The 20,939-nt window shown below is 71.7% G+C and carries 16 protein-coding genes; 5 read left to right on the top strand and 11 right to left on the bottom strand.

The annotated features are described in order from the left end of the window. Nucleotides 1-88: 88 nt before the first annotated feature. From CPH93_RS20485 to rsmI, 6 genes are all read right to left on the bottom strand, one after another. Nucleotides 89-994, bottom strand: coding sequence for a 4-(cytidine 5'-diphospho)-2-C-methyl-D-erythritol kinase (locus tag CPH93_RS20485; RefSeq protein WP_096213659.1), 906 nt, complete (start codon nucleotides 992-994; stop codon nucleotides 89-91). Beyond that, nucleotides 991-1,923, bottom strand: a complete 933-nt coding sequence (gene rsmA / locus CPH93_RS20480; RefSeq protein ID WP_096213658.1) for a 16S rRNA (adenine(1518)-N(6)/adenine(1519)-N(6))-dimethyltransferase RsmA — start codon at nucleotides 1,921-1,923, stop codon at nucleotides 991-993. Before rsmA ends, CPH93_RS20485 begins: the two co-directional genes overlap by 4 nt. A gap of 22 nt (nucleotides 1,924-1,945) precedes the next feature. Continuing rightward, the gene (locus CPH93_RS20475; protein ID WP_093483635.1) at nucleotides 1,946-3,100 is read right to left on the bottom strand and encodes a resuscitation-promoting factor; all 1,155 of its coding nucleotides are present in this window, start codon (nucleotides 3,098-3,100) and stop codon (nucleotides 1,946-1,948) included. A gap of 179 nt (nucleotides 3,101-3,279) precedes the next feature. Further along, nucleotides 3,280-4,155: a TatD family hydrolase gene (locus tag CPH93_RS20470; protein ID WP_096213657.1), complete on the bottom strand. Its 876-nt coding sequence runs from the start codon at nucleotides 4,153-4,155 to the stop codon at nucleotides 3,280-3,282. A 33-nt stretch (nucleotides 4,156-4,188) separates the two neighbouring features. Next, complete coding sequence (locus CPH93_RS20465) at nucleotides 4,189-4,638, bottom strand: hypothetical protein (RefSeq protein WP_093483637.1); 450 nt, start codon at nucleotides 4,636-4,638, stop codon at nucleotides 4,189-4,191. A gap of 172 nt (nucleotides 4,639-4,810) precedes the next feature. Next, on the bottom strand, nucleotides 4,811-5,692 hold the full coding sequence (rsmI, locus tag CPH93_RS20460) for a 16S rRNA (cytidine(1402)-2'-O)-methyltransferase (protein WP_096213656.1): 882 nt from the start codon (nucleotides 5,690-5,692) through the stop codon (nucleotides 4,811-4,813). Nucleotides 5,693-5,780: 88 nt separating this feature from the next. On the opposite strand from rsmI, the gene CPH93_RS20455 reads away from it, so the two are divergent. The 4 genes from CPH93_RS20455 to CPH93_RS20440 all read left to right on the top strand — a co-directional run bounded on the left by CPH93_RS20455 (nucleotide 5,781) and on the right by CPH93_RS20440 (nucleotide 10,791). Beyond that, the gene (locus CPH93_RS20455) at nucleotides 5,781-7,535 is read left to right on the top strand and encodes a dolichyl-phosphate-mannose--protein mannosyltransferase (protein ID WP_096213655.1); all 1,755 of its coding nucleotides are present in this window, start codon (nucleotides 5,781-5,783) and stop codon (nucleotides 7,533-7,535) included. Between the two features lie 154 nt (nucleotides 7,536-7,689). Further along, nucleotides 7,690-9,342 (top strand): penicillin-binding transpeptidase domain-containing protein, encoded by a 1,653-nt coding sequence (locus CPH93_RS20450; protein ID WP_093483640.1) that lies wholly within the window; start codon nucleotides 7,690-7,692, stop codon nucleotides 9,340-9,342. An 88-nt stretch (nucleotides 9,343-9,430) separates the two neighbouring features. Continuing rightward, nucleotides 9,431-9,949 carry a YbaK/EbsC family protein gene (locus CPH93_RS20445; protein ID WP_231976900.1) on the top strand — a complete coding sequence of 173 codons (519 nt, stop codon included), beginning with the start codon at nucleotides 9,431-9,433 and terminating at the stop codon, nucleotides 9,947-9,949. Next, complete coding sequence (locus CPH93_RS20440) at nucleotides 9,946-10,791, top strand: DMT family transporter (protein ID WP_096213653.1); 846 nt, start codon at nucleotides 9,946-9,948, stop codon at nucleotides 10,789-10,791. The genes CPH93_RS20445 and CPH93_RS20440 overlap by 4 nt, the downstream gene beginning before the upstream one ends. Nucleotides 10,792-11,428: 637 nt before the next feature. On the opposite strand, the gene CPH93_RS20435 is transcribed toward CPH93_RS20440, so the two are convergent. From CPH93_RS20435 to CPH93_RS20420, 4 genes are all read right to left on the bottom strand, one after another. Beyond that, nucleotides 11,429-12,628, bottom strand: a complete 1,200-nt coding sequence (locus CPH93_RS20435; RefSeq protein ID WP_093483642.1) for a serine hydrolase domain-containing protein — start codon at nucleotides 12,626-12,628, stop codon at nucleotides 11,429-11,431. 103 nt (nucleotides 12,629-12,731) lie between these two features. Next, a complete protein-coding gene (locus CPH93_RS20430; RefSeq protein ID WP_173909848.1) occupies nucleotides 12,732-13,511 on the bottom strand; it encodes an energy-coupling factor ABC transporter ATP-binding protein in 780 nt (259 codons plus the stop codon). Next, a complete protein-coding gene (gene cbiQ / locus CPH93_RS20425; RefSeq protein WP_096213652.1) occupies nucleotides 13,499-14,260 on the bottom strand; it encodes a cobalt ECF transporter T component CbiQ in 762 nt (253 codons plus the stop codon). The genes CPH93_RS20430 and cbiQ overlap by 13 nt, the downstream gene beginning before the upstream one ends. A gap of 1 nt (nucleotide 14,261) precedes the next feature. After that, entirely contained in the window at nucleotides 14,262-15,410 is a 1,149-nt protein-coding gene (locus tag CPH93_RS20420; protein ID WP_096213651.1) for an energy-coupling factor ABC transporter permease, read from the bottom strand. Between the two features lie 245 nt (nucleotides 15,411-15,655). On the opposite strand from CPH93_RS20420, the gene CPH93_RS20415 reads away from it, so the two are divergent. Then, nucleotides 15,656-18,409, top strand: a complete 2,754-nt coding sequence (locus tag CPH93_RS20415) for a tetratricopeptide repeat protein (protein ID WP_096213650.1) — start codon at nucleotides 15,656-15,658, stop codon at nucleotides 18,407-18,409. Nucleotides 18,410-18,645: 236 nt separating this feature from the next. Here the strand turns inward: CPH93_RS20415 and CPH93_RS20410 are convergent, their stop codons facing one another. Further along, nucleotides 18,646-20,877, bottom strand: coding sequence for an MMPL family transporter (locus CPH93_RS20410; protein ID WP_096213649.1), 2,232 nt, complete (start codon nucleotides 20,875-20,877; stop codon nucleotides 18,646-18,648). Nucleotides 20,878-20,939: the final 62 nt, after the last annotated feature.

The raw sequence follows: 20,939 nt of genomic DNA, 5'->3' as shown, positions 1-20,939 counted from the left end.
CGCCGAACCGGCATGGCGGGTACGGGACTTGGGCCCGCGATGACATTGCTGCCGCGACAGTTTCGAGAACTGTCCCCGCCCCGCCGCCTTAAACCACTACGGCCCCCGCCGCAGGCGAATCCGCCACCCGCACCTGACGGCACGTCCCCGACGCCAGCAACGCCTGCGCCACGCCCCCGGCCGCTTCCGCGTCCTTGACCAGGAAGGCCGTAGTCGGCCCCGAGCCGGACACCAACGCAGCCAGCGCCCCGGCCGCGGTACCGGCCGCCAACGTCGCGCTCAGCGACGGCCGCAAGGACAGCGCCGCAGGCTGCAGGTCATTCACAAGTGCAGCGGCCAGCGCAGCGGCATCGCCGGATTGCAAGGCGGCCAGCAGCTCAGGCGCCGCCTCCGGTTCCGGCACCTCCGTCCCCGCCGTCAGCCGGTCGAACTCGCCGTAGACGGCCGGGGTGGACAGGCCGCCGTCGGCCACCGCGAAGACCCAGTGGAAGGTGCCGCCGACGGGGAGGGGGGTCAGGAGTTCGCCGCGGCCGCGGCCCAGGGCTGCGCCGCCGACCAGGCTGAACGGTACGTCGCTGCCCAACTCGGCGCAGATGTCGAGGAGTTCCTCGCGCGAGGCGCCCGCCGACCAGAGGGTGTCGCAGGCCAGGAGGGCGGCGGCGGCGTCCGCGCTGCCGCCGGCCATGCCGCCCGCGACGGGGATGTCCTTGCGGATGTGGAGGTGGACGTGCGGCTCGATGCCGTGCCGGGCGGCGAGGAGTTCGGCGGCGCGGGCCGCCAGGTTGGTGCGGTCCAGGGGGATCCGGTCGACGTCGTGTCCCTCGGCGGTGATCCGGAGGGTGGCGGCGGGGGTGGCGGTGACCTCGTCGTAGAGGCCGACGGCGAGGAAGACGTTCGCCAGGTCGTGGAAGCCGTCCGGGCGGGCGGCGCCCACCGCCAGCTGGACGTTGACCTTGGCCGGGACCCGGACGGTGATCGAGGTGGTGGTCGTCATGCCTGCTCTCCCCCTGCTGCCTGCTCTCCCCGTGACTGGCGGATGCCCGGCGCGCCGCCCGGGCCCTTGTGCTCGGCGATCCGCGCGAACTCCTCGACGGTCAGTGCCTCGCCGCGGGCCTGCGGGGAGACGCCGGCGGCGACGAGGGCGGACTCCGCCGCGGCGGCCGAGCCGGCCCAGCCCGACAGCGCGGCCCGCAGCGTCTTGCGGCGCTGGGCGAAGGCCGCGTCGACGACGGCGAAGACCTCGTCGCGGCTCGCCGAGGTCTCGATCGGCTTGTCGCGGCGGACGAGGGAGACCAGGCCGGAGTCGACGTTGGGTGCGGGCCAGAAGACGTTGCGGCCGATCGCGCCGGCCCGCTTGACCTCGGCGTACCAGTTGGCCTTGACCGACGGCACGCCGTAGACCTTGTTGCCGGGGCGGGCGGCCAGCCGGTCGGCGACCTCGGACTGCACCATGACCAGGGTGCGGTCGATGGTCGGGAAGGCCGCGAGCATGTGCAGCAGTACCGGCACCGCGACGTTGTAGGGGAGGTTGGCGACCAGCGCGGTGGGCGCCGGGCCGGGCAGCTCGGTGACGTGCATGGCGTCGCTGTGCACCAGCGCGAAGCGGTCGGCGCGGTCGGGCATCCGGGCCGCGACGGTGCCGGGCAGCGCGTCCGCCAGCACCTCGTCGATCTCGACGGCGGTGACCCGGTCGGCGGCCTCCAGCAGTCCCAGCGTCAGCGAGCCGAGACCCGGGCCGATCTCGACCACGACATCGTCGGGCCGGACCTCGGCGGTCCGCACGATCCGGCGGACGGTGTTGGCGTCGATGACGAAGTTCTGGCCGCGCTGCTTGGTGGGACGGACGCCCAGCGCGGCGGCCAGCTCGCGGATGTCGGCGGCGCCCAGCAGGGGACCGGAATCGTCGGTGGTGCTCTTGCTCATGCCAAAGCCTCGGTGCGCTCGTTCACCCGTGAAGCTTACGGCCGCAGACCGGCCACGGGCTCGCCCCCCTTCTGATGTAGAGCTTCTTGGCCCGGTAGGTCTGTTCCTGGGGGGAGGCGTCCTGCGGACGTCCGCGGCCACCGAGGGCCCGCCAGGTGCCGCCGTCGAACTGGTAGAGCCCGCCGTAGGTGCCCGTCGCGTCGACGGCGTTCGGCCGCCCGCCCGTCTCGCACTGCGCCAGCGCGTGCCAGGCGAGATGGTCGGCGCCGCGGACGGAGGTGGGCAGCACCATGGTGCCGAGGTGCACGATCTGCGGGCGGGGAGCGTGCACGATCTTGCTGTGCAGCCGCTTCGGCTTCTGCCGGACGCCGTTGACGGTGCGCACCCGGTAGGTGACCCGCCGCACGCCGAACCGTCCCTGCTGGACGACCGACCGGACGCCGCGGGCCAGCCGGGGATCGGCCCGCAGGATCGTACGGAACGGGAGGCGCTCCTCGCGGACCTCCTTGGAGCCGGTGATCCGCAGTACGGAGATGGTCTGGCCCTCGCGCGGGAAGCTCTCCGGCGGCACCGAGGTGGTGTCCTGGTCGCGCAGCGCGAGGCCGGCCTCGGCCAGGGCCTCGCGAACGGTGGCGGCGTTGGTGCGGACCCGGTGTTCCCGGCCGTCGGCGACGATGACCACCGAGCGTTCGGTGCGGACCGCGAGCTCCATGCCGTGCTGCTCGATGCGCCGGGAACGGTCGGCGGACAGCACGGCGCCCTCGGCGCGCACGCCGAGCTGGTGGAGGGCGCCGGCGACGGTGTCCGCGGTGGTCCACACCGTGCGGCGCTGTCCGTCGATGGTCAGGACGACCGGGCGGCCGTGGCGGACGACGATCTCGTCGCCGCTGCCGAGTGCGGTGCCGGGGGCGGGGGCGACGATGTCGTGGGCGCCGATGGCGAGATGCTCGTCGGCCAGCAGGTCGTCGACGTCGTCGGCGAAGGTGTGCAGGGTGCGCGGGGTGCCGTCGACGGTGAGCCGGACGGCCTTGTCGTGCGCGATGAAGGCGGTGGTGCCGCCGGCGAGGAAGGCGACGACCAGCGCTCTGGGCAGCAGCCGGCGCAGCGCTTCGGGGTGTTCGGCGCGACGTCTGCGACGGCCGCGCGCGACGCGGTGGCTGCTCTGCGAATGACTCACGGCGCGCTCCACATGCCCCGGCTGCGGTTGACGGCCGGAATGTAGCGGAGTGGTCGGTCACTCTCCAAAGTCGGACCAGTACGGATAGTGGTCGTTCCGGGGGGGCTCCGATTGCCGCGAGGGGCCGGTGGTGCCGGTGGCGGGCCCGTCAGCGCCCGCCACCGCAGGCCGCCGGCCGCTCAGTAGCCGAAGGCCCGCGCCGTGTTCGCCGCGACGGCGGTGGCCAGCGCGTCTTCCGTCATCGCCTTGACCTCGGCCATCGCCCGCAGGGTGACCGGAATGAGGTACGGGGCGTTGGCCCGTCCGCGGTACGGCGCGGGGGTGAGGAAGGGGGCGTCGGTCTCGACGAGCACCAGCTCGGGCGGGGCGACGGCGAGGGCCTCCCGCAGGTGCCGGGCGTTCTTGAAGGTGACGTTGCCGGCGAAGGACATGAAGTAGCCGGCCGCTGCGCAGATCTCGGCCATCGCGGCGTCACCGGAGTAGCAGTGGAAGACGACCCGTTCGGGGGCGCCCTCCTCGCGCAGGATCCGCAGCACGTCGTCGTGGGCCTCCCGGTCGTGGATGACCAGGGCCTTGCCGTGCCGCTTGGCGATCTCGATGTGGGCGCGGAAGGAGCGCTCCTGGGCGGCCATGCCCTCGGGGCCGGTGCGGAAGTAGTCCAGGCCGGTCTCGCCGACGCCCCTGACCTGCGGCAGCGCGGCCAGCTCGTCGATCCCGGCAAGCGCGGTGTCGAGCGCGGCGTCCCCGCCGGCTTCCCTCGCACCCTGCCGCGACCAGCCGTCCGGATCACCGAGCACGATCCGGGGCGCCTCGTTGGGATGCAGCGCCACCGTGGCGTGCACGCTGTCGTACGCGGCCGCGGTCTCGGCGGCCCACCGCGAACCCGCCAGATCGCAGCCCACCTGGACGACGGTGGTCACCCCGACCGAGGCGGCCTTGGCGAGCGCCTCGTCGACGGTCGAATCCTGCATGTCCAGGTGGGTGTGCGAATCCGCCACCGCCACCCGAAGCGGTTCGGGCAGCGGCGGCGGAGTGTCTTTGTCCTGCGGTGCCATGGCCGCGATCCTACGAGGGCCGTGGCGTGGGCCTCACTTGCGGTGGTGCTGGAAGGGGTGCAGCAGGTCGGAGAGGTGCCAGTGGTGGCGGCCGGTGTCCTCGGCGGTGCTGCCGCCGCCGGTGTCCGCCCCGGGGGCCGGTTCCTTGCGCTTCTCGCTGCCGTGCTGGCGCTGGTGCATGTTCGCGATCGCGTCGGAGACCATCGAGACCTGCCCGGAACGCATGATCCGCACGATATTGCTGCTGCAGTTCAGGCAGGAGGGGTGGGTCAGCGGCGAGGGAACCCGCTCGCCGTCGGCGTAGTAGACGACGTGCTGCTCGCCCTTGCCGTCGACCTGATGGACTATTTCGTACGCCTGCTCCCAGCCGTGGCCGCACCGCATGCAGGCAAAGGAGTACGCCTCGTGGGCGGCGGCCTCGGGCCTGGAGAGGGTGCGGTCTTCGCTGGTCGTGACGCCGGTGGCCTTCGCGATCTCACTCATGTGCGCTCCTCTTGTCCGCTGGACAAGGTCTTCGGGGAACCGTTCGCCCCTCACCCAGGGAACGCCTTTTCCGGCCACAGCGCAGTAGTGCTTCTATCGTATTGGCCCAGTTTTGGCCCGCGGCAGGAAAAACACCCGATCGCGCAGCCACACCCTTTACCTTCGAGGCCAGTCATTTACCTTCTGATGAGTCGGTTTTCGCCGAGTTCTTCTGCGCGGTCTTTGCCGCGACCACCGCATCGAAGACCTCCCGCTTGGGCAGCCCCGCGTCCGCGGCGACCGCGGCGATCGCCTCCTTGCGGCGCTCCCCGGCCTCCTCGCGGACCCGCACCCGGCGGACCAGCTCCTCGGCGTCCAGCTCCTGCGGCCCGGCCTCCGGCGCCCCCTCGACGACGATCGTGATCTCGCCGCGTACGCCCTCCGCCGCCCAGGACGCGAGGTCGTCCAGGGGCCCGCGCTTGACCTCCTCGTAGGTCTTGGTCAGCTCGCGGCAGACCGCCGCGCGCCGGTCCGCGCCGAAGATCTCGGCCATCGCGGCCAGGGTGTCGTCCAGGCGGTGCGGTGCCTCGAAGTAGACGAGGGTGCGCCGCTCATCGGCAACCTCGCGCAGCCGGGTGCGCCGCTCGCCGGCCTTGCGCGGCAGGAACCCCTCGAAGCAGAAGCGGTCCACCGGCAGACCGGAGACGGCCAGGGCGGTGAGCACCGCGCTGGGACCCGGTACGGCCGTGACCTTGATGTCGTGCTCGACGGCCGCGGCGACCAGCCGGTAGCCCGGGTCGGAGACGGAGGGCATCCCCGCGTCGGTGACCAGCAGCACCCGCGCCCCGCCGGCCAGCGCCTCGGCCAGCTCGGGCGTCCGGGCCGCCTCGTTGCCCTCGAAGTACGACACGATCCGCCCGGACGGCTGGACGTCCAGCGCCTGGGTCAGCCGGCGCAGCCGCCGGGTGTCCTCCGCGGCGATCACATCCGCGGCGGCCAGCTCGGTGGCGAGCCGCGGCGGCGCGTCCGCGATCTCGCCGATGGGCGTCCCTGCAAGTACCAGCGTTCCAGTCACCCGCCCATCCTCCCAGGAGGCCGCCGCGCCCCGACCCGCCGGTTCGCACGGTGGCGCTCCCCGCAGGTGCACAGGCGGCTTCCCTACGATGGGCCGCGTGACGAGTGACACCACCGCGACCGACGCCGCCGCGCAGCACGCCCCGGAGCCGGCCGGGCGGCCGCCCGTGTGGCGGCGGCGGCTGCGCCGCTTCGGGTACCCCGCCGGCCCGCAGCCCGATGTCCGGGCGCGGCTGGTGCCCCCCTTCCCCGAGCCGAGCGGCCGCCTGTGGGCGGTGTTCGGCGCGGGCCCGGACGCGGCGGCCCGGCTGGCGCGCTGGTCGGGCTGGGCCGGTCCGCTGCTGGTGGCGGTGTTCGCCGGGGTGCTGCGGTTCTGGAACCTCGGCAGCCCGCGGAAGGTGATATTCGACGAGACGTACTACCCCAAGGACGCCTGGTCGCTGCTCCAGTACGGCTACGAGGGCACCTGGGCCAAGAACGCCAATGACGCGCTGGTCGGGCACCCGCCGCAGCTGCTGCTCTCGCCGGAGCACTCGTACGTCGTCCATCCGCCGATGGGCAAGTGGCTGATCGCGCTGGGCGAGTGGGCCTTCGGGATGAACCCCTTCGGCTGGCGGTTCATGGTGGCGCTGCTCGGCACGCTGTCGGTGCTGCTGGTCTGCCGGATCGGCCGGCGGCTGCTGCGGTCGACGGCGCTGGGCTGTCTGGCCGGGACCCTGCTGGCGGTCGACGGGCTGCACTTCGTCATGAGCCGCACCGCCCTCCTCGACCTGATCGTGATGTTCTGGGTGGTGGCCGCGTTCGGCTGTCTGCTGGTGGACCGGGACCGCACCCGGGCCCGGCTGGCGGCGGCGCTGCCGCTCGCCGAGGACACCGGGTACGGGGCGGGGGCGGCCCGCCCGGACGACGCGGTGGGTGACCGCCTGCGGCTGGGGTGGCGGCCGTGGCGGATCGCGGCGGGGCTGTGTCTGGGCCTGTCCGCCGCGACGAAGTGGAACGGTCTGTACTACCTCGCCGCGTTCGCGCTGATGTCGGTGCTGTGGGACGTCGCGGCCCGCCGTACGGCCGGTGCCCGCCGCCCCTTCCGGTCGGTCCTCCGCCGCGATGTGCTGCCCGCGTTCGGGTCCACGGTCGTCCTCGCCCTCGCCACGTATCTCGCGTCCTGGTCCGGCTGGATCGCCACCAAGGGCGGCTACTACCGCGACTGGGCGACCACCCCGGAGGGCCGTACCGGCGCCTGGACCTGGCTGCCGGACTGGCTGCGCAGCCTGTGGCACTACCAGACCGAGGTCTACGCCTTCCACACCGGACTGACCACCCCGCACGCCTATCAGTCCAACCCGTGGAGCTGGCTGGTCCTGGGCCGCCCGGTCTCGTACTTCTACGAGGACCCCAAGGCCGGCCAGGACGGCTGCACGGCGGCCGAGGGCTGCGCCCGCGAGGTGCTGGCGCTGGGCACCCCCCTGCTGTGGTGGGCGGCCTGCTTCGCGCTGCTCTACGTGCTCTACCGCTGGCTGTTCAAGCGGGACTGGCGGGCCGGGGCCATCGCCTGCGGGGTCGCGGCAGGCTATCTGCCGTGGTTCCTCTACCAGGAGCGGACCATCTTCCTCTTCTACGCGGTGGTGTTCGTCCCGTTCCTGTGTCTGGCGCTGGCGATGATGATCGGCGCGCTCATCGGGCCCCCGGGGTCGACGGAGCGGCGCCGCACGGTCGGCGCGGTGGGGGCCGGTGTCCTGGTCCTCCTCATCGTGTGGAATTTCATCTACTTCTATCCGCTCTATACGGGTATGCCGATCCCCAAGTCGGCCTGGCACCACCGGATGTGGTTCGACACCTGGGTGTGAACCGGCTTATTCGACAGTTCTGTCACAGGCTTACAACAGCGCGTCACCGGACCGTGCCCTGATCGAGACTCACGGCCTCCCCGTGTCCCTTAGAGTGCGAAGCACGTTCTTGTGTGCGTATCCAAGGACGAGACTTCAGGAGGGAATCGTTGGCATGCGCCGTGAGGTGATGTACGGGCTGATCGGCGGATCGGTGGCCCTGGTGGCGGGAGTTGTGGGCGGCCTGACGCTGTTCGGCGGCTCGGACGACTCGTCGCAGGAGGTCAGGGCGGCGGATGCCAAGTCGGGCGACAAGGGGACCAAGGTGCCGACCGGTCCGCTGTCGGCCAAGGAAGTGCAGACGGCGTCGCGGCAGTTCCTGTCCGCCTGGCAGTCCGGCGACGCCGCCAAAGCGGCCGCGCTGACGGACAACCCGGCGACCTGCAAGAGCGCGCTGGAGGCCTTCCGCAAGCAGGCGAAGTTCTCCAAGATGACGGTGACGCCCGGCACACCGGACGGCGACAAGGTGCCGTACACCGTCTCCGCGCAGATCGACTACAAGGGCACCAAGGCGCCCTACTCGTACCGCACGTCAGCGACCGTGCAGCGGGCCACGGACACCGGGAAGCCGCAGGTCGCCTGGCGGCCGACGGTGCTGCACCCGGGCCTGGCCAAGGGCGACCAGCTGCGGACCGGCGACGCCGAGGCGCCGCCGATCAAGGCCGTGGACCGCCATGGCGCCGCACTGACCCCCCAGGCGCATCCGGCGCTCGCCGGGGTGCTGGACAGCCTGCGCGACAAGTACGGCGACAAGACCGACGGCAAGCCCGGCGTGGAGCTGTTCATCCAGCGCGCCAAGAGCGCCAAGCCCGCCGACCAGCTGCCCGACAAGACGCTGAAGGTGCTCTCCAAGGGGACGCCGGGCACGCTCAAGACCACCCTGGACGCCGCGATGCAGTCGGCGGCCGAGCGGGCGGTCAAGGGCAAGAAGTCCGCCTCCGCGGCCGCGGTCAAGCCCAGCACCGGCGAGATCCTGGCGATCGCCAACTCCCCGGAAAAGGGCTTCAACCTGGCCACCCAGGGGTCGCTGGCCCCCGGCTCGACGATGAAGATCGTGACCTCGGCGCTGCTCATGGACAAGGGCCTGACCTCGCCCGGCAAGAAGAACCCGTGTCCCAAGTACGTGACCGTCGGCGGCTGGAAGTTCCAGAACCTCGACAAGTCCGAGATCAAGGACGGCACCTTCGCGCAGAGCTTCGCCGCATCCTGCAACAACGCCTTCATCTCGCACGCCAAGGACCTCTCCGACAGCGATCTGACCAACGAGGCCCGGGACGTCTTCGGCATCGGCCTGAACTGGCAGACCGGCATCCCCACCTTCGACGGTGCGGTGCCGGTGCAGCACGACGCCCAGATGGCGGCCTCGCTGATCGGTCAGGGCGGGGTGCGGATGAACCCGCTCAATGTGGCCTCGCTCGCCGCGACGGTCCGGGCCGGCTCCTTCCACCAGCCGTACATCGTCGCGCCGTCGCTGGACAACCGGACGCTCGCCAAGGCCTCCCGCACGATGAAGCCGTCCACCCTCAGCGGCCTGAAGTCGCTGATGAAGCTGACCGCGACCTCCGGTACGGCCGCCGAGGCGATGGCCGGGGTCAGCGGTGACGTCGGCGCCAAGACCGGCTCGGCCGAGGTCGACAACCAGAAGAAGCCCAACGCCTGGTTCACCGCCTACCGCGACGACCTCGCCGCGGCGGCCGTCGTCCCGGCGAGCGGTCACGGCGGCTCCAACGCGGGCCCGGTGGTCCGCGCCATCCTCACCGCCGGCTGAGGGAGCGGGGCGCACGGCCGCGTGCGCCTCGTCTCATCGGCCAAAAGAAGGTCGCATGGCCCGTACAGCTTTCGTTAGCGTGCGGGCCATGAGCGATTCCGCGTCCAGTACCCCCCTGGAGACCGCCACCACCTCACCGGCTCACCCCCGCTTCGCCGAGGCCCTCGCCGAACTCGGCCTGACCGTCGAGGTCCGCCGCTTCCCCGAGGCCACCCGCACCGCCGCCGAGGCCGCCGCGGCCGTCGGCTGCGAGCTCTCCCAGATCGTCAAGTCGCTGATCTTCACGGCGGACCAGGAGCCGGTGCTGGTTCTCGTGGACGGCTCCGCACGCGTCGACGTGGAACGCCTGCGCGCGGAACTCGGCGCCTGTACGGTCGGCCGCGCCGACGCCGAACTCGTCCGCGCCGCCACCGGCTACGCCATCGGCGGCGTACCGCCCTTCGGACACCGCACCCGCACCCGCGTACTCGCCGACCGCGGGCTGCTCGCGCACGATACGGTCTGGGCCGCCGCCGGCACCCCGCACACCGTGTTCCCGCTCGACCCCGCTGCCCTGATCGAGTACGCCCAGGGCCGTGTCGTGGACGTGCGCGAGCGCACCTCGTGACGCCGCTCGTCGTCGCGGCCGTCCTGCTGGCCGCCGTCACCCACGCCAGCTGGAACGCCCTCGCCCACGGCATCCGCGATCAGCTGCTGGCCTTCACCCTGGTCGGCGGCGGCGGTGCGCTCTGCGGCCTCGCCATGGCCGCCGTCACCCCGCTCCCCGCGGCCGGCGCCTGGCCCTACCTGCTGGCCTCCGGCGTGCTGCACATCGTCTACCAGGCGCTGCTCATGCAGTCGTTCCGCCTGGGCGACTTCGGCCAGATGTACCCCATCGCCCGGGGCACCGCCCCGCTGGTCGTCACCGTCCTGGCCGCCGTCTTCGTCCACGAGGTCCCCGGCCCCTGGGCACTGGCCGGGGTGGCGCTGGCCTCCGCGGGCCTGGTCGGCGTCGCCCTGTGGGGCATCCGCGGCTCAGGTACGCGCCCCCACTGGCCGGCCATCCTCGCCGCGCTCGCCACCGGCCTGGCCATCGCCTCGTACACCACCGTCGACGGCCTCGGCGTCCGCGCCTCCGGCAGCTCCCTCGGCTACATCGCCTGGCTGATGATCCTCGAAGGCACCGTGATCCCCGCCTACGCGCTGGCCACCCGCCGCCGCCAACTCCTCACGGAGCTGCGCCCCGTCGCCCTGCGTGGCCTGGCCGGCGGCGTGCTCTCCGTCTTCGCGTACGGCCTGGTCCTGTGGGCCCAGACGCGCGCCCCGCTCGCCCCCATCGCCGCGTTGCGGGAGTCCTCGATCATCGTCGGGGCGGCGATCGGCGCGGTCTTCTTCAAGGAGCGGTTCGGGGCGCCGCGGATCGCGGCGGCGGGGCTGATGGTTATCGGGATCGGCCTCATGTTGACGTAGGAGCCTGGCGGCCCGGCGGACGTACTCGGCTGGGGCGCCGTGCCTCGTCTGTTGTTTTCGCCTTCGGCGTGTGTGCCTGGCGGCCCGGCGGACGTACTCGGCTGCGGCGCCAGGCCTCGTCGGTTGTTTCGCCTTCGGCGGGGGGTGGCTGGCAGCCCGGCTTACGTATTCGGCTGCGGGGCAGTTTTCCGTTTCGCCTTCGGCGGGGTGGGGGGTTGGGCGGGGGCCGCTGGGTGTGTGTGGTGGGTGGCGGTGGCGGGCCTCCGGGGGTGGGTGTTCGGACTGCTTCGCTTTACGTCCGAACACCCACCCCCTCCGGCCCACCACCTCCCGTCCGGGAAGGCGACCCCCGCCCGGTGAGGGATCTGTTAAAGACCAGAAGCTCGGCCGCGTCGTACTCCGGCCGAGCTTCTGGCTTTTGTCTTTTCTTCTGCACCCCCACCGGGGTGGGGCCCCACAACGGCGGGAGGGGGTAGGGGCGGAGGGGTGGGTGTGTGGACGTAAAGCGAAGCAGTCCACACACCCACCCCGGAGCCCCTGCCCCCGCCACCCACCACACAGCAACCGGGGCCCCACCCCACAACCAACCTCGCCCCCGCCGAAGGCGGGCAACAACTCACAGAAGAAACACGGCGGGTCACCCGACAACGCGGGAAAGAGCGCGAAGCAACCCCTGGGGACGAGGATCCGCCGTCACATTCCGCTGCATCCCATTCGTGACGTAGCCGAAGGCAAGCCCCGTCTCCGGGTCGGCGCAGGCCAGGGCGCCCCCACGGCCAGGATGACCGAACGAGCCAGGTCCCAGGAGAGGCGAGGCGGAGCCATTAAGCATGAAGCCCAGGCCGAAGCGAGTGTGAACGAGCAGCGTGCGGTCGAGGCCGGCGGACTCCTCCGTGCGGGCGAGGGTGAGGGTCGCGGGGGCGAAGAGGCGGGGGTGGCCGTCGACGGGGCCGATGAGGGCGGCGTAACAGCGGGCCAGGGAACGGGCGGTGGCGATGCCCGCGGAGGCGGGCAGCTCGGCGGCCCGGTAGGCGGGGGCGTTCTCGTCGGGGGCCGGAGAGATCGCCGCGAAGGCACGGCTGGTGAGCGAGTCGGGATCGGCGTACGCCTCGGCGACGGAGGGCTTCGGGCGGACCCGGAGCCCCGTCGCGGCCGGCGGGGCCGGTGTCTCGACGGCGGCGAGGCGGCCGACGCGGGACTGGGCCGCCTCGGGGAGGCCGAGCCACAGATCGAGGCCGAGCGGGCCGGATATCTCCTCGGCGATCCAGTTGCCGATGGTACGGCCGGTGATCCGCCGCACCAGCTCGCCGAGCAGCCAGCTGTAGGTCTGGGCGTGGTAGCCGTGATCGGTGCCGGGCTCCCAGACGGGTGCCTGCGCGGCGACCGCGGCGGGGCCGCTGACCCCGTCGATGGCCTCGGCGGGGGTGAGCGGGGTGTCCAGCACCGGCAGCCCGGCACGGTGCGAGAGCAGATGGCGGACCAGGACCCGTTCCTTGCCGGCGGCCTTGAACTCGGGCCAGTACGTGCCGACCGGCGCGTCGAGGTCGAGCTGTCCGCGCTGGTGCAGGAGCAGCGGGACGACGGCGGCGATGCCCTTGGAGGCGGAGCGGATCACCTGGGCCGTACCGGCCTCCCAGGGCGCGGCCTCTCCCTGGGCATCGCCGTCCTTCGTGCCGCCCCACAGGTCGACGACCTTGCGCCCGTGCTGGTAGACGGCGACCGCCGCACCCCGCTCGCCGCGCCGTGCGAAGTTGGCCATGAAGGCGTCCCGGACCGGCTCGAAGCCGTCCTCGACCGTGCCCTGGACGTCCACCACTGATTCCTGCTTCCCACTCATCCGTCGCTTTCGTGACCCATCCATGGTGCAACGCGCGGATCAGTGCTGATGACCAGGACGGTGGCGGGTGGCGTTCGTCACACGGCCCGGGCGCCGTGGTGGGTCAAAGCGGGACGTCGACCGAGCGCGGGTCGAAGCCGAAGGGGAGCTCCAGGCGGTGGGTGCGCATCAGGTCCTCGTCGCACAGCAGTTGCTGGGTGGTGCCGTCGGCGACGAGCACGCCGCCGGAGAGCACGACGGACCGCGGGCACAGCTCCAGCGCGTACGGCAGATCGTGCGTGACCATCAGGACGGTGACGTCCAACGACCGCAGGATGTCGGCGAGTTCGCGGCGGGAGGCCGGGTCGAGGTTGGAGGACGGCTCGTCGAGGACGAGGATTTCCGGGCGCATCGCCAGGACGGTGGCGACCGCGACCCGGCGGCGTTGGCCGAAGGAGAGGTGGTGCGGGGGGCGGTCGGCGAAGTCCGCCATGCCGACCCGGGTGAGTGCCTCGGTGACGCGGGCGTCGAGTTCCGCGCCGCGCAGGCCCGCGGCGGCCGGCCCGAAGGCGACGTCCTCGCGCACGGTGGGCATGAACAGCTGGTCGTCGGGGTCCTGGAAGACGATGCCGACGCGGCGGCGGATCTCCGCGAGGTTCTCCTTGGCGACCGGGAGGCCGGCGACCGCGACGGTGCCGGCGCCCGCTTCGAGGATGCCGTTGAGGTGGAGGACGAGGGTGGTCTTGCCGGCGCCGTTGGGGCCGAGGAGGGCGACGCGTTCGCCGCGGCCGACGGTCAGGTCGACGCCGAAGAGCGCCTGGTGGCCGTCGGGGTAGGCGTAGGCGAGCCGGGAGACGGCGAGGGAGGGGGCGGGTGCGGGCGTGGTGGTGCTCAAAGGGTCCATCCCAGGAGGCAGACGGCGAGCGCGGCGAACGGGAGGGCGGCCGCGCGGGTCCATTGTGCGCGGGTGGCGGTGACCGCGCCGATGACGGGCATGGTGCCGGTGTAGCCGCGGCTGACCATGGCGAGGTGGACGCGCTCACCGCGCTCGTAGGAGCGGATGAACAGCGCGCCGGCGGACTTGGCGAGCACGCCCCAGTGGCGGAGGCCGCGCGCCTCGAAGCCGCGGGAGAGCCGGGCGATCCGCATCCGGCGCATCTCGTCGGTGATCACATCGCCGTAGCGGATCATGAAGGAGGCGATCTGGACGAGCAGCGGAGGCATCCGCAGGCGCTGGAGGCCCAGCAGGAGTTCGCGCAGTTCGGTGGTGGCGGCGAGCAGGACGGACGCGGCGACGCCCAGCGTCCCCTTGGCGAGGATGTTCCAGGCGCCCCAGAGGCCGGATGCGCTCAGGCTCAGGCCGCCGACGTCCACCTGCGGGCCCTCGGCGACGAACGGCATCAGCAGGGCGAAGGCGACGAACGGCACTTCGATGAGGAGTCGTTTGAGGAGGAATCCGGCGGGGATGCGGGCCGCTGCTGCGGCGGCGGCGATCAGCAGCGCGTAGAGCCCGAACGCCCAGAGCGCCTCGCGCGGGGTGGAGACGACGATCAGGACGAAGCAGAAGACCGCGGCGATCTTGCAGTGCGCGGGCAGCGCGTGTACCGGCGAGTGCCCGTGCCGGTAGAGCTTGTGGGCATGACCTGCGCCCATCTCAGACCTGCTCCGGCGTCGGGCGCTCGGCGGCCGGCGCTGCGGCCTCGCCCGCGCCGGCGCTCTTGCGGCGCCGCAGGACGACGAACACGCCCGTTCCCGCGGCGAGTGTCGCGCCGACGCCGATGACGCCGGCGAGGCCGCCGGCCAGCCGCGGGTCGGTGATGTCCTTGACGCTGTAGTCGGCGAGCGGGGAGTCCTTGGTGGCGTGGTCCTTGGCCTTGGCGGCGATGCCCTGGTCCTGGGCGACCTTCTCCAGGCCGTCGGGGCTGGCGGAGGCGTAGTAGCTGAGGCCGCCGGCGCACACCAAGGCAGCGGCGAGGCCAGCCAGCCAGACGCGGCGGACGGAGCGGCGGGGTGCGGCGGCGGACGCGGCGGCCGGGGCGGTGGCGGGCTCGTCGGCCGGGGCGGGCGCGGCGACCGGCTCCCCGTCCGGGGCGGCGAGCGGCGAGGTCCGCAGTTCCAGCGGGGCGGTCAGGCCGCGTGCGCCGTAGACCAGGTCGGGTCGGACGGCGATGACGGCACCGACCGTCAGCGCGGTGATCGCCGCCTCGCCGATGCCGATCAGTACGTGCACGCCCACCATGGCGGCGAAGACCTTGCCGATCGGCACGTCCGCGGTCCCGCCGAGCGCGTAGAGGGCGGTGAAGGCCATCGCGGCGGCCGGCACCGACACCAGAGCGGCGACGAACGAGGCCACGGTGATCGAGCGGCGCCGGCGCGGCAGCACCTTCACCAGTCCCCGGAACAGGGCGTAGGCGACCACGGTCGTCACGATCGCCATATCGGTGATGTTCACGCCGAGCGCGGTCAGCCCGCCGTCGGCGAACAGCACGCCCTGCATGAGCAGCACGACGGAGACGCACAGCACACCGGTGTACGGGCCGACGAGGATCGCCGCCAGCGCACCGCCCAGCAGATGCCCGCTGGTGCCCGCCGCGACCGGGAAGTTCAGCATCTGTACGGCGAAGATGAACGCCGCGACCAGTCCGGCCAGCGGCGCCGTGCGCTCGGCACCCGTGCCGCTGCCCTGCGCCGCACCCGCCAGTTCCCGCCGGGCGCCGCGCAGGCTGACCGCGACCGCGGCCGCGGCGACCGCACCGGTCGCCACCGACACCGGCGCATTGATGAATCCATCGGGTACGTGCATCTCAGGGTTCTCCGCTTCAGGCTCTGCAGCGCACCCATGGTGGCGGCTCCTGCAAATATGTTGCAAGAGCACCCATGATGCGAAACGGCCACGGCGGCTTACGCACGGGGTCCCATCTGGACGCCGTCCCCCTGTGGCACATGCGTACGAACGAGCGGAGACTGGAAGCAGAGGATCTCCTTGCGACGGCCTGCTGCCGGATGAGCGAGACGCCCTGGCCGAAGAGCAGGCCCGGAGAAGCTGTCATGGCGAAACGCCCCGGGAAGCTCTCCCGCACCCCCACCTCACCGCTTCTCGTGCCACGGGTGGCGGCCTGGCGGCGGGCCGCGGTGATGACCACGTTGTGCGTGTTGGCGGCCGCGTGGTGGGCCGGGGAAGCCACCCACACCTGGGTCGCCGGCGAAGTGGCTCCACGGATCCTGAGCGGTCTCGCCGCCTTCTTCGGCGGAAGCCACATCAGCCCCGGCATGCGACTTGGGGGCCTCCTCCTGGTGCTGCTGGCCATCTACGTGTGGTGGCGCGCCACGCGATCCGCGCTGGGATACCAGCCGGGCCCCGTGGACGTACAGCAGCTCGTCGACGCCACCTCCGACGCCACACCACCGCCGGTCGACGACCTGACCTCCCATCTGCGCATGCAGCTTTCCGAGAGCAGCCTCTACCCGCCGACAACAGTCCCCGCGGAGGCACCGCCCACCAGCTTCCTCGATCTTCTCGGCGACGTCGATCTCGAAAAGTTCGGCACCGCGATACCCCGCCTGCTCGGCAGGTTGCGTCCGAAGCTGGCCTACCGCATCAGCGGCGTGCTCCGGGCACGCGAGCACGGAACCGAGCCGTACGGCATCACCGTGACGCTCACGGCGTACGTCTTCAGCGGCGCACGGGCCACGACGGTGTGGGGGCGGGACTGGGAGCAAGCCACCTGCCGGGCCGCCTACTGGGTGGTGGCCTCGCTGCTGCCGGTGACCAGCGCCGGGAAACGGCCGCCCTGGCGGCAGTGGTGGGCCCGTGAGTTGCCACCGGAGTTGCTGCGCGCCTACCAGGAAGCGAAGTCGCTGAGCTCCCGACAACGGTACGACGAAGCCCTGCAGCGTTACGACGACGCCCTGAAGTACGACCCGCAGAACCCTTACATCCGGGCGGAGTTCGCCGGCGTGCAGGAGAAGCTGGAGCTGCCGCTCGACGCGCTGGACACCTGTCAGCGGGGCCTCACCCTCGACGGCCAGACCGCCGACCGGTACAACAACCGGCTGTGGGTCCGCTGGCGCCTGCCGCCGCGGAGGTTCCGTTACCTCTGCCACCCGCGCCGATTCCAGGACGTGCTCGGTCTGCGCTACCGGAACGCCATCATTCTGGGCACCTCGGAGCGAGTAGTGGAGGAGTGGTACGAAATCGAGGATGAGGGTCGCTCCGATGATGAGCGCCACAAGATGCGGAACGATCTGCGCCGGGTCCTGGTGGAGCGCTACTGGCCGGCGGCCGTCGACTTCGCCCTCGCTGACGAGGGACCACGTGCGGCCGCGATGTACGACACTCAGCACGAGGTCGAACGAGCCGCGAGGAAGTGGCTCGACCGGCAGTTGACCCCCACGCAGGCCGACGAGGATGCGCAGCAACAGGTTCGGGTGGTCCTCCAGAGGGCTTCCGCTCAGGAGTTGTACCGGCTCGTGCAGGACGACCTGCTTGCGCGCCTCGCGGGATGCACCTGGCTTCTTTGGCTCAGGCAACTGATCCGCTTGCTGTGGCCGCCTGCGTACGCCCAGGGCTCCGCCTGTTCCCTTCCGAGCACGCATGTCACGCTCGTGATCAACCGCGATGTATGGGCTCCTCTTCGGCTGACCTGGGCGGTGAGTGACCTGGAGAAGAAGCGGGAGATGCCGATACCGCCGCCGTACCATGCAAAGCCCCACCGCTGGTGCGGCCGGGCCTACTCCCGGCACGAGCAGGAATTCAGCTGGAGCGCCACAGCTCTTGCCTCCGAGAAAATCGAGGCCCGCATCCGCAGAGCCTTGAGACGAAGGATCTGGCGTCCTTTCTCCTGGCCCGCCCTGGAGTGGCAGGACCATTACAACGCCGCGTGCGTCTATGCCGTTGCGATGAACAGATTCCCCGCCGAGGTCGAGAGCGCCGGGGACGAGAGCTCGGCCCAGCTTCGGAACTACCGGCATCAAGCAGAATTGGCCGTCGATCAGTTGGAGAAGGCCGTGCTTCGGGCCGAAAGCGGTTTCACCATGCTGGAACGGTCATGGATGCTGTTCGAAGACCCGGACCTGAACCTGCTGCGCCGTACCCCCGTTTTCCTCAACTTCGAGCGGACGACGTACCCGCGCGCCCCGCGGGTGGACCAGGAGCGCCCGCGCTCCACCGTCCGTCACCTCAAGGACAGCTACGTCCGCCGGCTCCTCATCGACGCCGCCCACGTCATGGAGCAGACCTGGCAGCGGCGCAGCATGAACGGCCCCGTCACCATCGAGGTCCTGAGCGACTGGCTCCACACCGAGGAAAAGGCCTGGATCTACTTCCTCAAACTGGCGCACGGCCCGCACGACCGCTGGGCCGCTCGGGCCAATCTCATCCAGGCGGTCCAGCAGAGCGATCCCGTCGCTACCGCCCACGCCGAATTCCCGCCGCGTATGCTCCAGGACGTCGACGCGGAGGCCGACGACGGCAGCCTGGCCGAGCTGCTGAAATCCATGGCCGCAGCCCTGGAGGAGAACGAAAAGAACTCCACCTCCAAGCGCTGTCATGACTGGTACACGATCCTCGACGACGCCATTGCGGCCGGTGAGACACAGATGCCTACTTACAAGATTCGCACCCTGTGCACGCAATATGCCACTGCCTGGCTGAGGCTGGGTTCCCGTCTGCGGCTGGCGGAGGACAGCGAAGCCGCAGTGAAATTCCGGGAGGCGGTCCACCGAATCCCGGAGCCCGCCCCCGAGTTCGTGAAAAACCCTGAGTCCATCTCGATCAGGGTCAGCGGCACCCAGGGCGTCTAGAGCCTGCTTCGCGGGCTCGGTCAGATCCACCGGACAGGCCCCAGCGGCACACAAACGGCCCGGCAACGGCCCCCGTCCCCACGGGGAGGCCGTTGCCGGGCCCTCCTGGTGCGCCGCTCCCGTCCCCACGGGCGGGCGCCCCGCTCCGGGGTGCCGCTCCGCTCATGCAGCGGTCCCGGAGGTCTCGGTGCGACGACCGGTGGCGGGTGGCCGCCGGCCGTCGCGGCGACTGTCCGTCAGACGCGGGCCGGAGCACGCGAGGTGCTCGGGTCCGGTTCGCCGGCGGGCTGCTCGCGCAGGCCCTCGCCCTCGACGTCCACGTTGGGCAGGATCCGCTGGAGCCACCGGGGCAGCCACCAGGCCGCGCGGCCCAGCAGGGCCAGGACGGCGGGCACCAGGGCCATCCGGACGAGGAAGGCGTCGAAGAAGACGGCGACGGCGAGGCCGAAGCCGATCATCTTGATCATCGAGTCGGAGGAGCCGATGAAGCCGGCGAAGACGCTGATCATGATGACCGCGGCGGCGGTGACCACCCGGGCGCCGTGCCGGAAGCCGGTGACGACGGCCTCGCCGGGGCGTTCGCCGTGCACGAAGGCCTCCCGCATCCGGGTCACGAGGAAGACCTCGTAATCCATCGCCAGGCCGAAGACCACGCCCACCAGGAAGATCGGCATCATGCTCATGATCGGTCCGGTCTGCTCCACCCCGAACAGGTCGGCCAGCCAGCCCCATTGGAAGACCGCGACGACCGCGCCGAGCGCCGCCACCACCGACAGCAGGAAGCCGAGCGCCGCCTTGAGCGGGACCAGCACCGAGCGGAAGACGACCATCAGGAGGAGGAAGGCCAGGCCGACGACGAGCGCCAGGTAGGGCACCAGGGCGTCGTTGAGCTTCTGCGAGACATCGACGTTCATCGCGGTGGTGCCGGTGACCAGGGTCCGCGCACCGGTGTCCGTGGCGATGTGGGCCGTCGTCGACCGGATGTCATGGACCAGGTCCTCGGTCGCGGCGCTGCTGGGCTTGGACTTCGGGACGACGGTGAGCGTGGCGGTGTCGCCGGCCTTGTTGAAGGTGGGCGGGGTGAGGACGGCCACGTCGTCGAGGGCTTTCACCTTCTTGGCGACCTGCGCGGCGGCGGACTTGGCGCTCTGCCCCTGGTGCGCGTCCCGGCCGTCGACGACCAGCATCAGCGGGCCGTTGAAACCGGGGCCGAAGCCGTCCGACAGCAGGTCGTACGCCTTGCGCTGGGTGGTGTGGGTGGGCTGCGCGCCGTCGTCCGGCAGGCCGAGTTCCAGCGAGGCGGCGGGGATCGCGACGGCGCCGAGGCCGAGCACCACGCCGAGGAGGACGACGACCGGGCGGCGCAGCACGAACCGCGCCCAGCGGGTGCCCATGTTGGGCCGGCCGGCGGCGTTCGGGGTGCCCTGCTCGCCGGCTCCCTTCGCGGCCCGTGCCTTGCGGGGCAGCACTCTTCTCCCCGCGAAGCCCAGCAGCGCAGGGATGAGGGTGAGCGCGATCAGGACGGCGATGGCGACGGTGCCCGCCGCGGCCAGCCCCATCTTCGTGAGCATCGGGATGTTGACGACGGCGAGGCCGACCAGCGCGATCACCACGGTCAGTCCGGCGAAGACGACCGCGGAGCCCGCGGTGCCCACCGCGCGTCCGGCGGCCTCCTCCCGCTCCCGGCCCTCGGTGAGTTCGGCGCGGTAGCGGGAGACGATGAACAGGGCGTAATCGATGCCGACGGCGAGGCCGATCATCATCGCCAGCGTCGAGGTCGTCTTGGACAGGTCGAGTGCGCTGCTCAGCGCGGTGATGGTGGAGACGCCGATACCGACGCCGATCAGCGCGGTCAGCAGCGGCAGTCCGGCCGCGATCAGCGCGCCGAAGGTGACGACGAGGACCACGGCGGAGACCGCGATGCCGATGACCTCGGTGGCGCCCGTCTCGGGGATGGCCTGCAGCGCGTTGCCGCCGACCTCGACGGTCAGCCCGTCCTTCCGGCCGTCCTTGGCCGCGTCCTTGAGGGCGTCCTTGGAGGCGTCGGTCAGCTCGAAGCCGGTGACCTTGTAGGTGACTTGGGCGTAGGCGGTGCGAGCGTCCTTGCTGAGGGTCTTGGCGGCGTACGGATCGGCGACCCGGTCGACCTGCTCGGAGCCCGACTGCAGGACGCGCACGGTGCGTTCGACGGCCGCCTTGTTCGCCGGGTGCTTCATCGTCTCGCCCTTGGGGGCCTGGAAGACCACCCGGGCCGTGGCGCCGTCCGCATTCCCGCCGGGGAACCGCTGGTCGAGCAGGTCGAAGGCGCGCTGGGCCTCGGTGCCGGGGACCGAGAAGGAGTCGGCGGCGGGGGAGGCGGAGGTGGCGGCACCGACACCGGCGACGGCCAGCAGGGCCACCCATATGAGGGCGACGAAGCGGCGCCGCCGGAAGGCGAGGCGTCCGAGCTTGTAGAGGAAAGTGGCCACGAGACCGGGTGCTCCCGTCGTGAGAGGGGTATGAGGCGTGCGCCATCGCCCCGGCGACGAGA

This window comes from Streptomyces sp. 2323.1, assembly GCF_900221035.1.
GTDB lineage: Bacteria > Actinomycetota > Actinomycetes > Streptomycetales > Streptomycetaceae > Streptomyces > Streptomyces sioyaensis.
The sequence above is the reverse complement of the archived record's forward strand: the minus strand, read 5'-3'. Positions and strand labels throughout refer to the sequence as shown.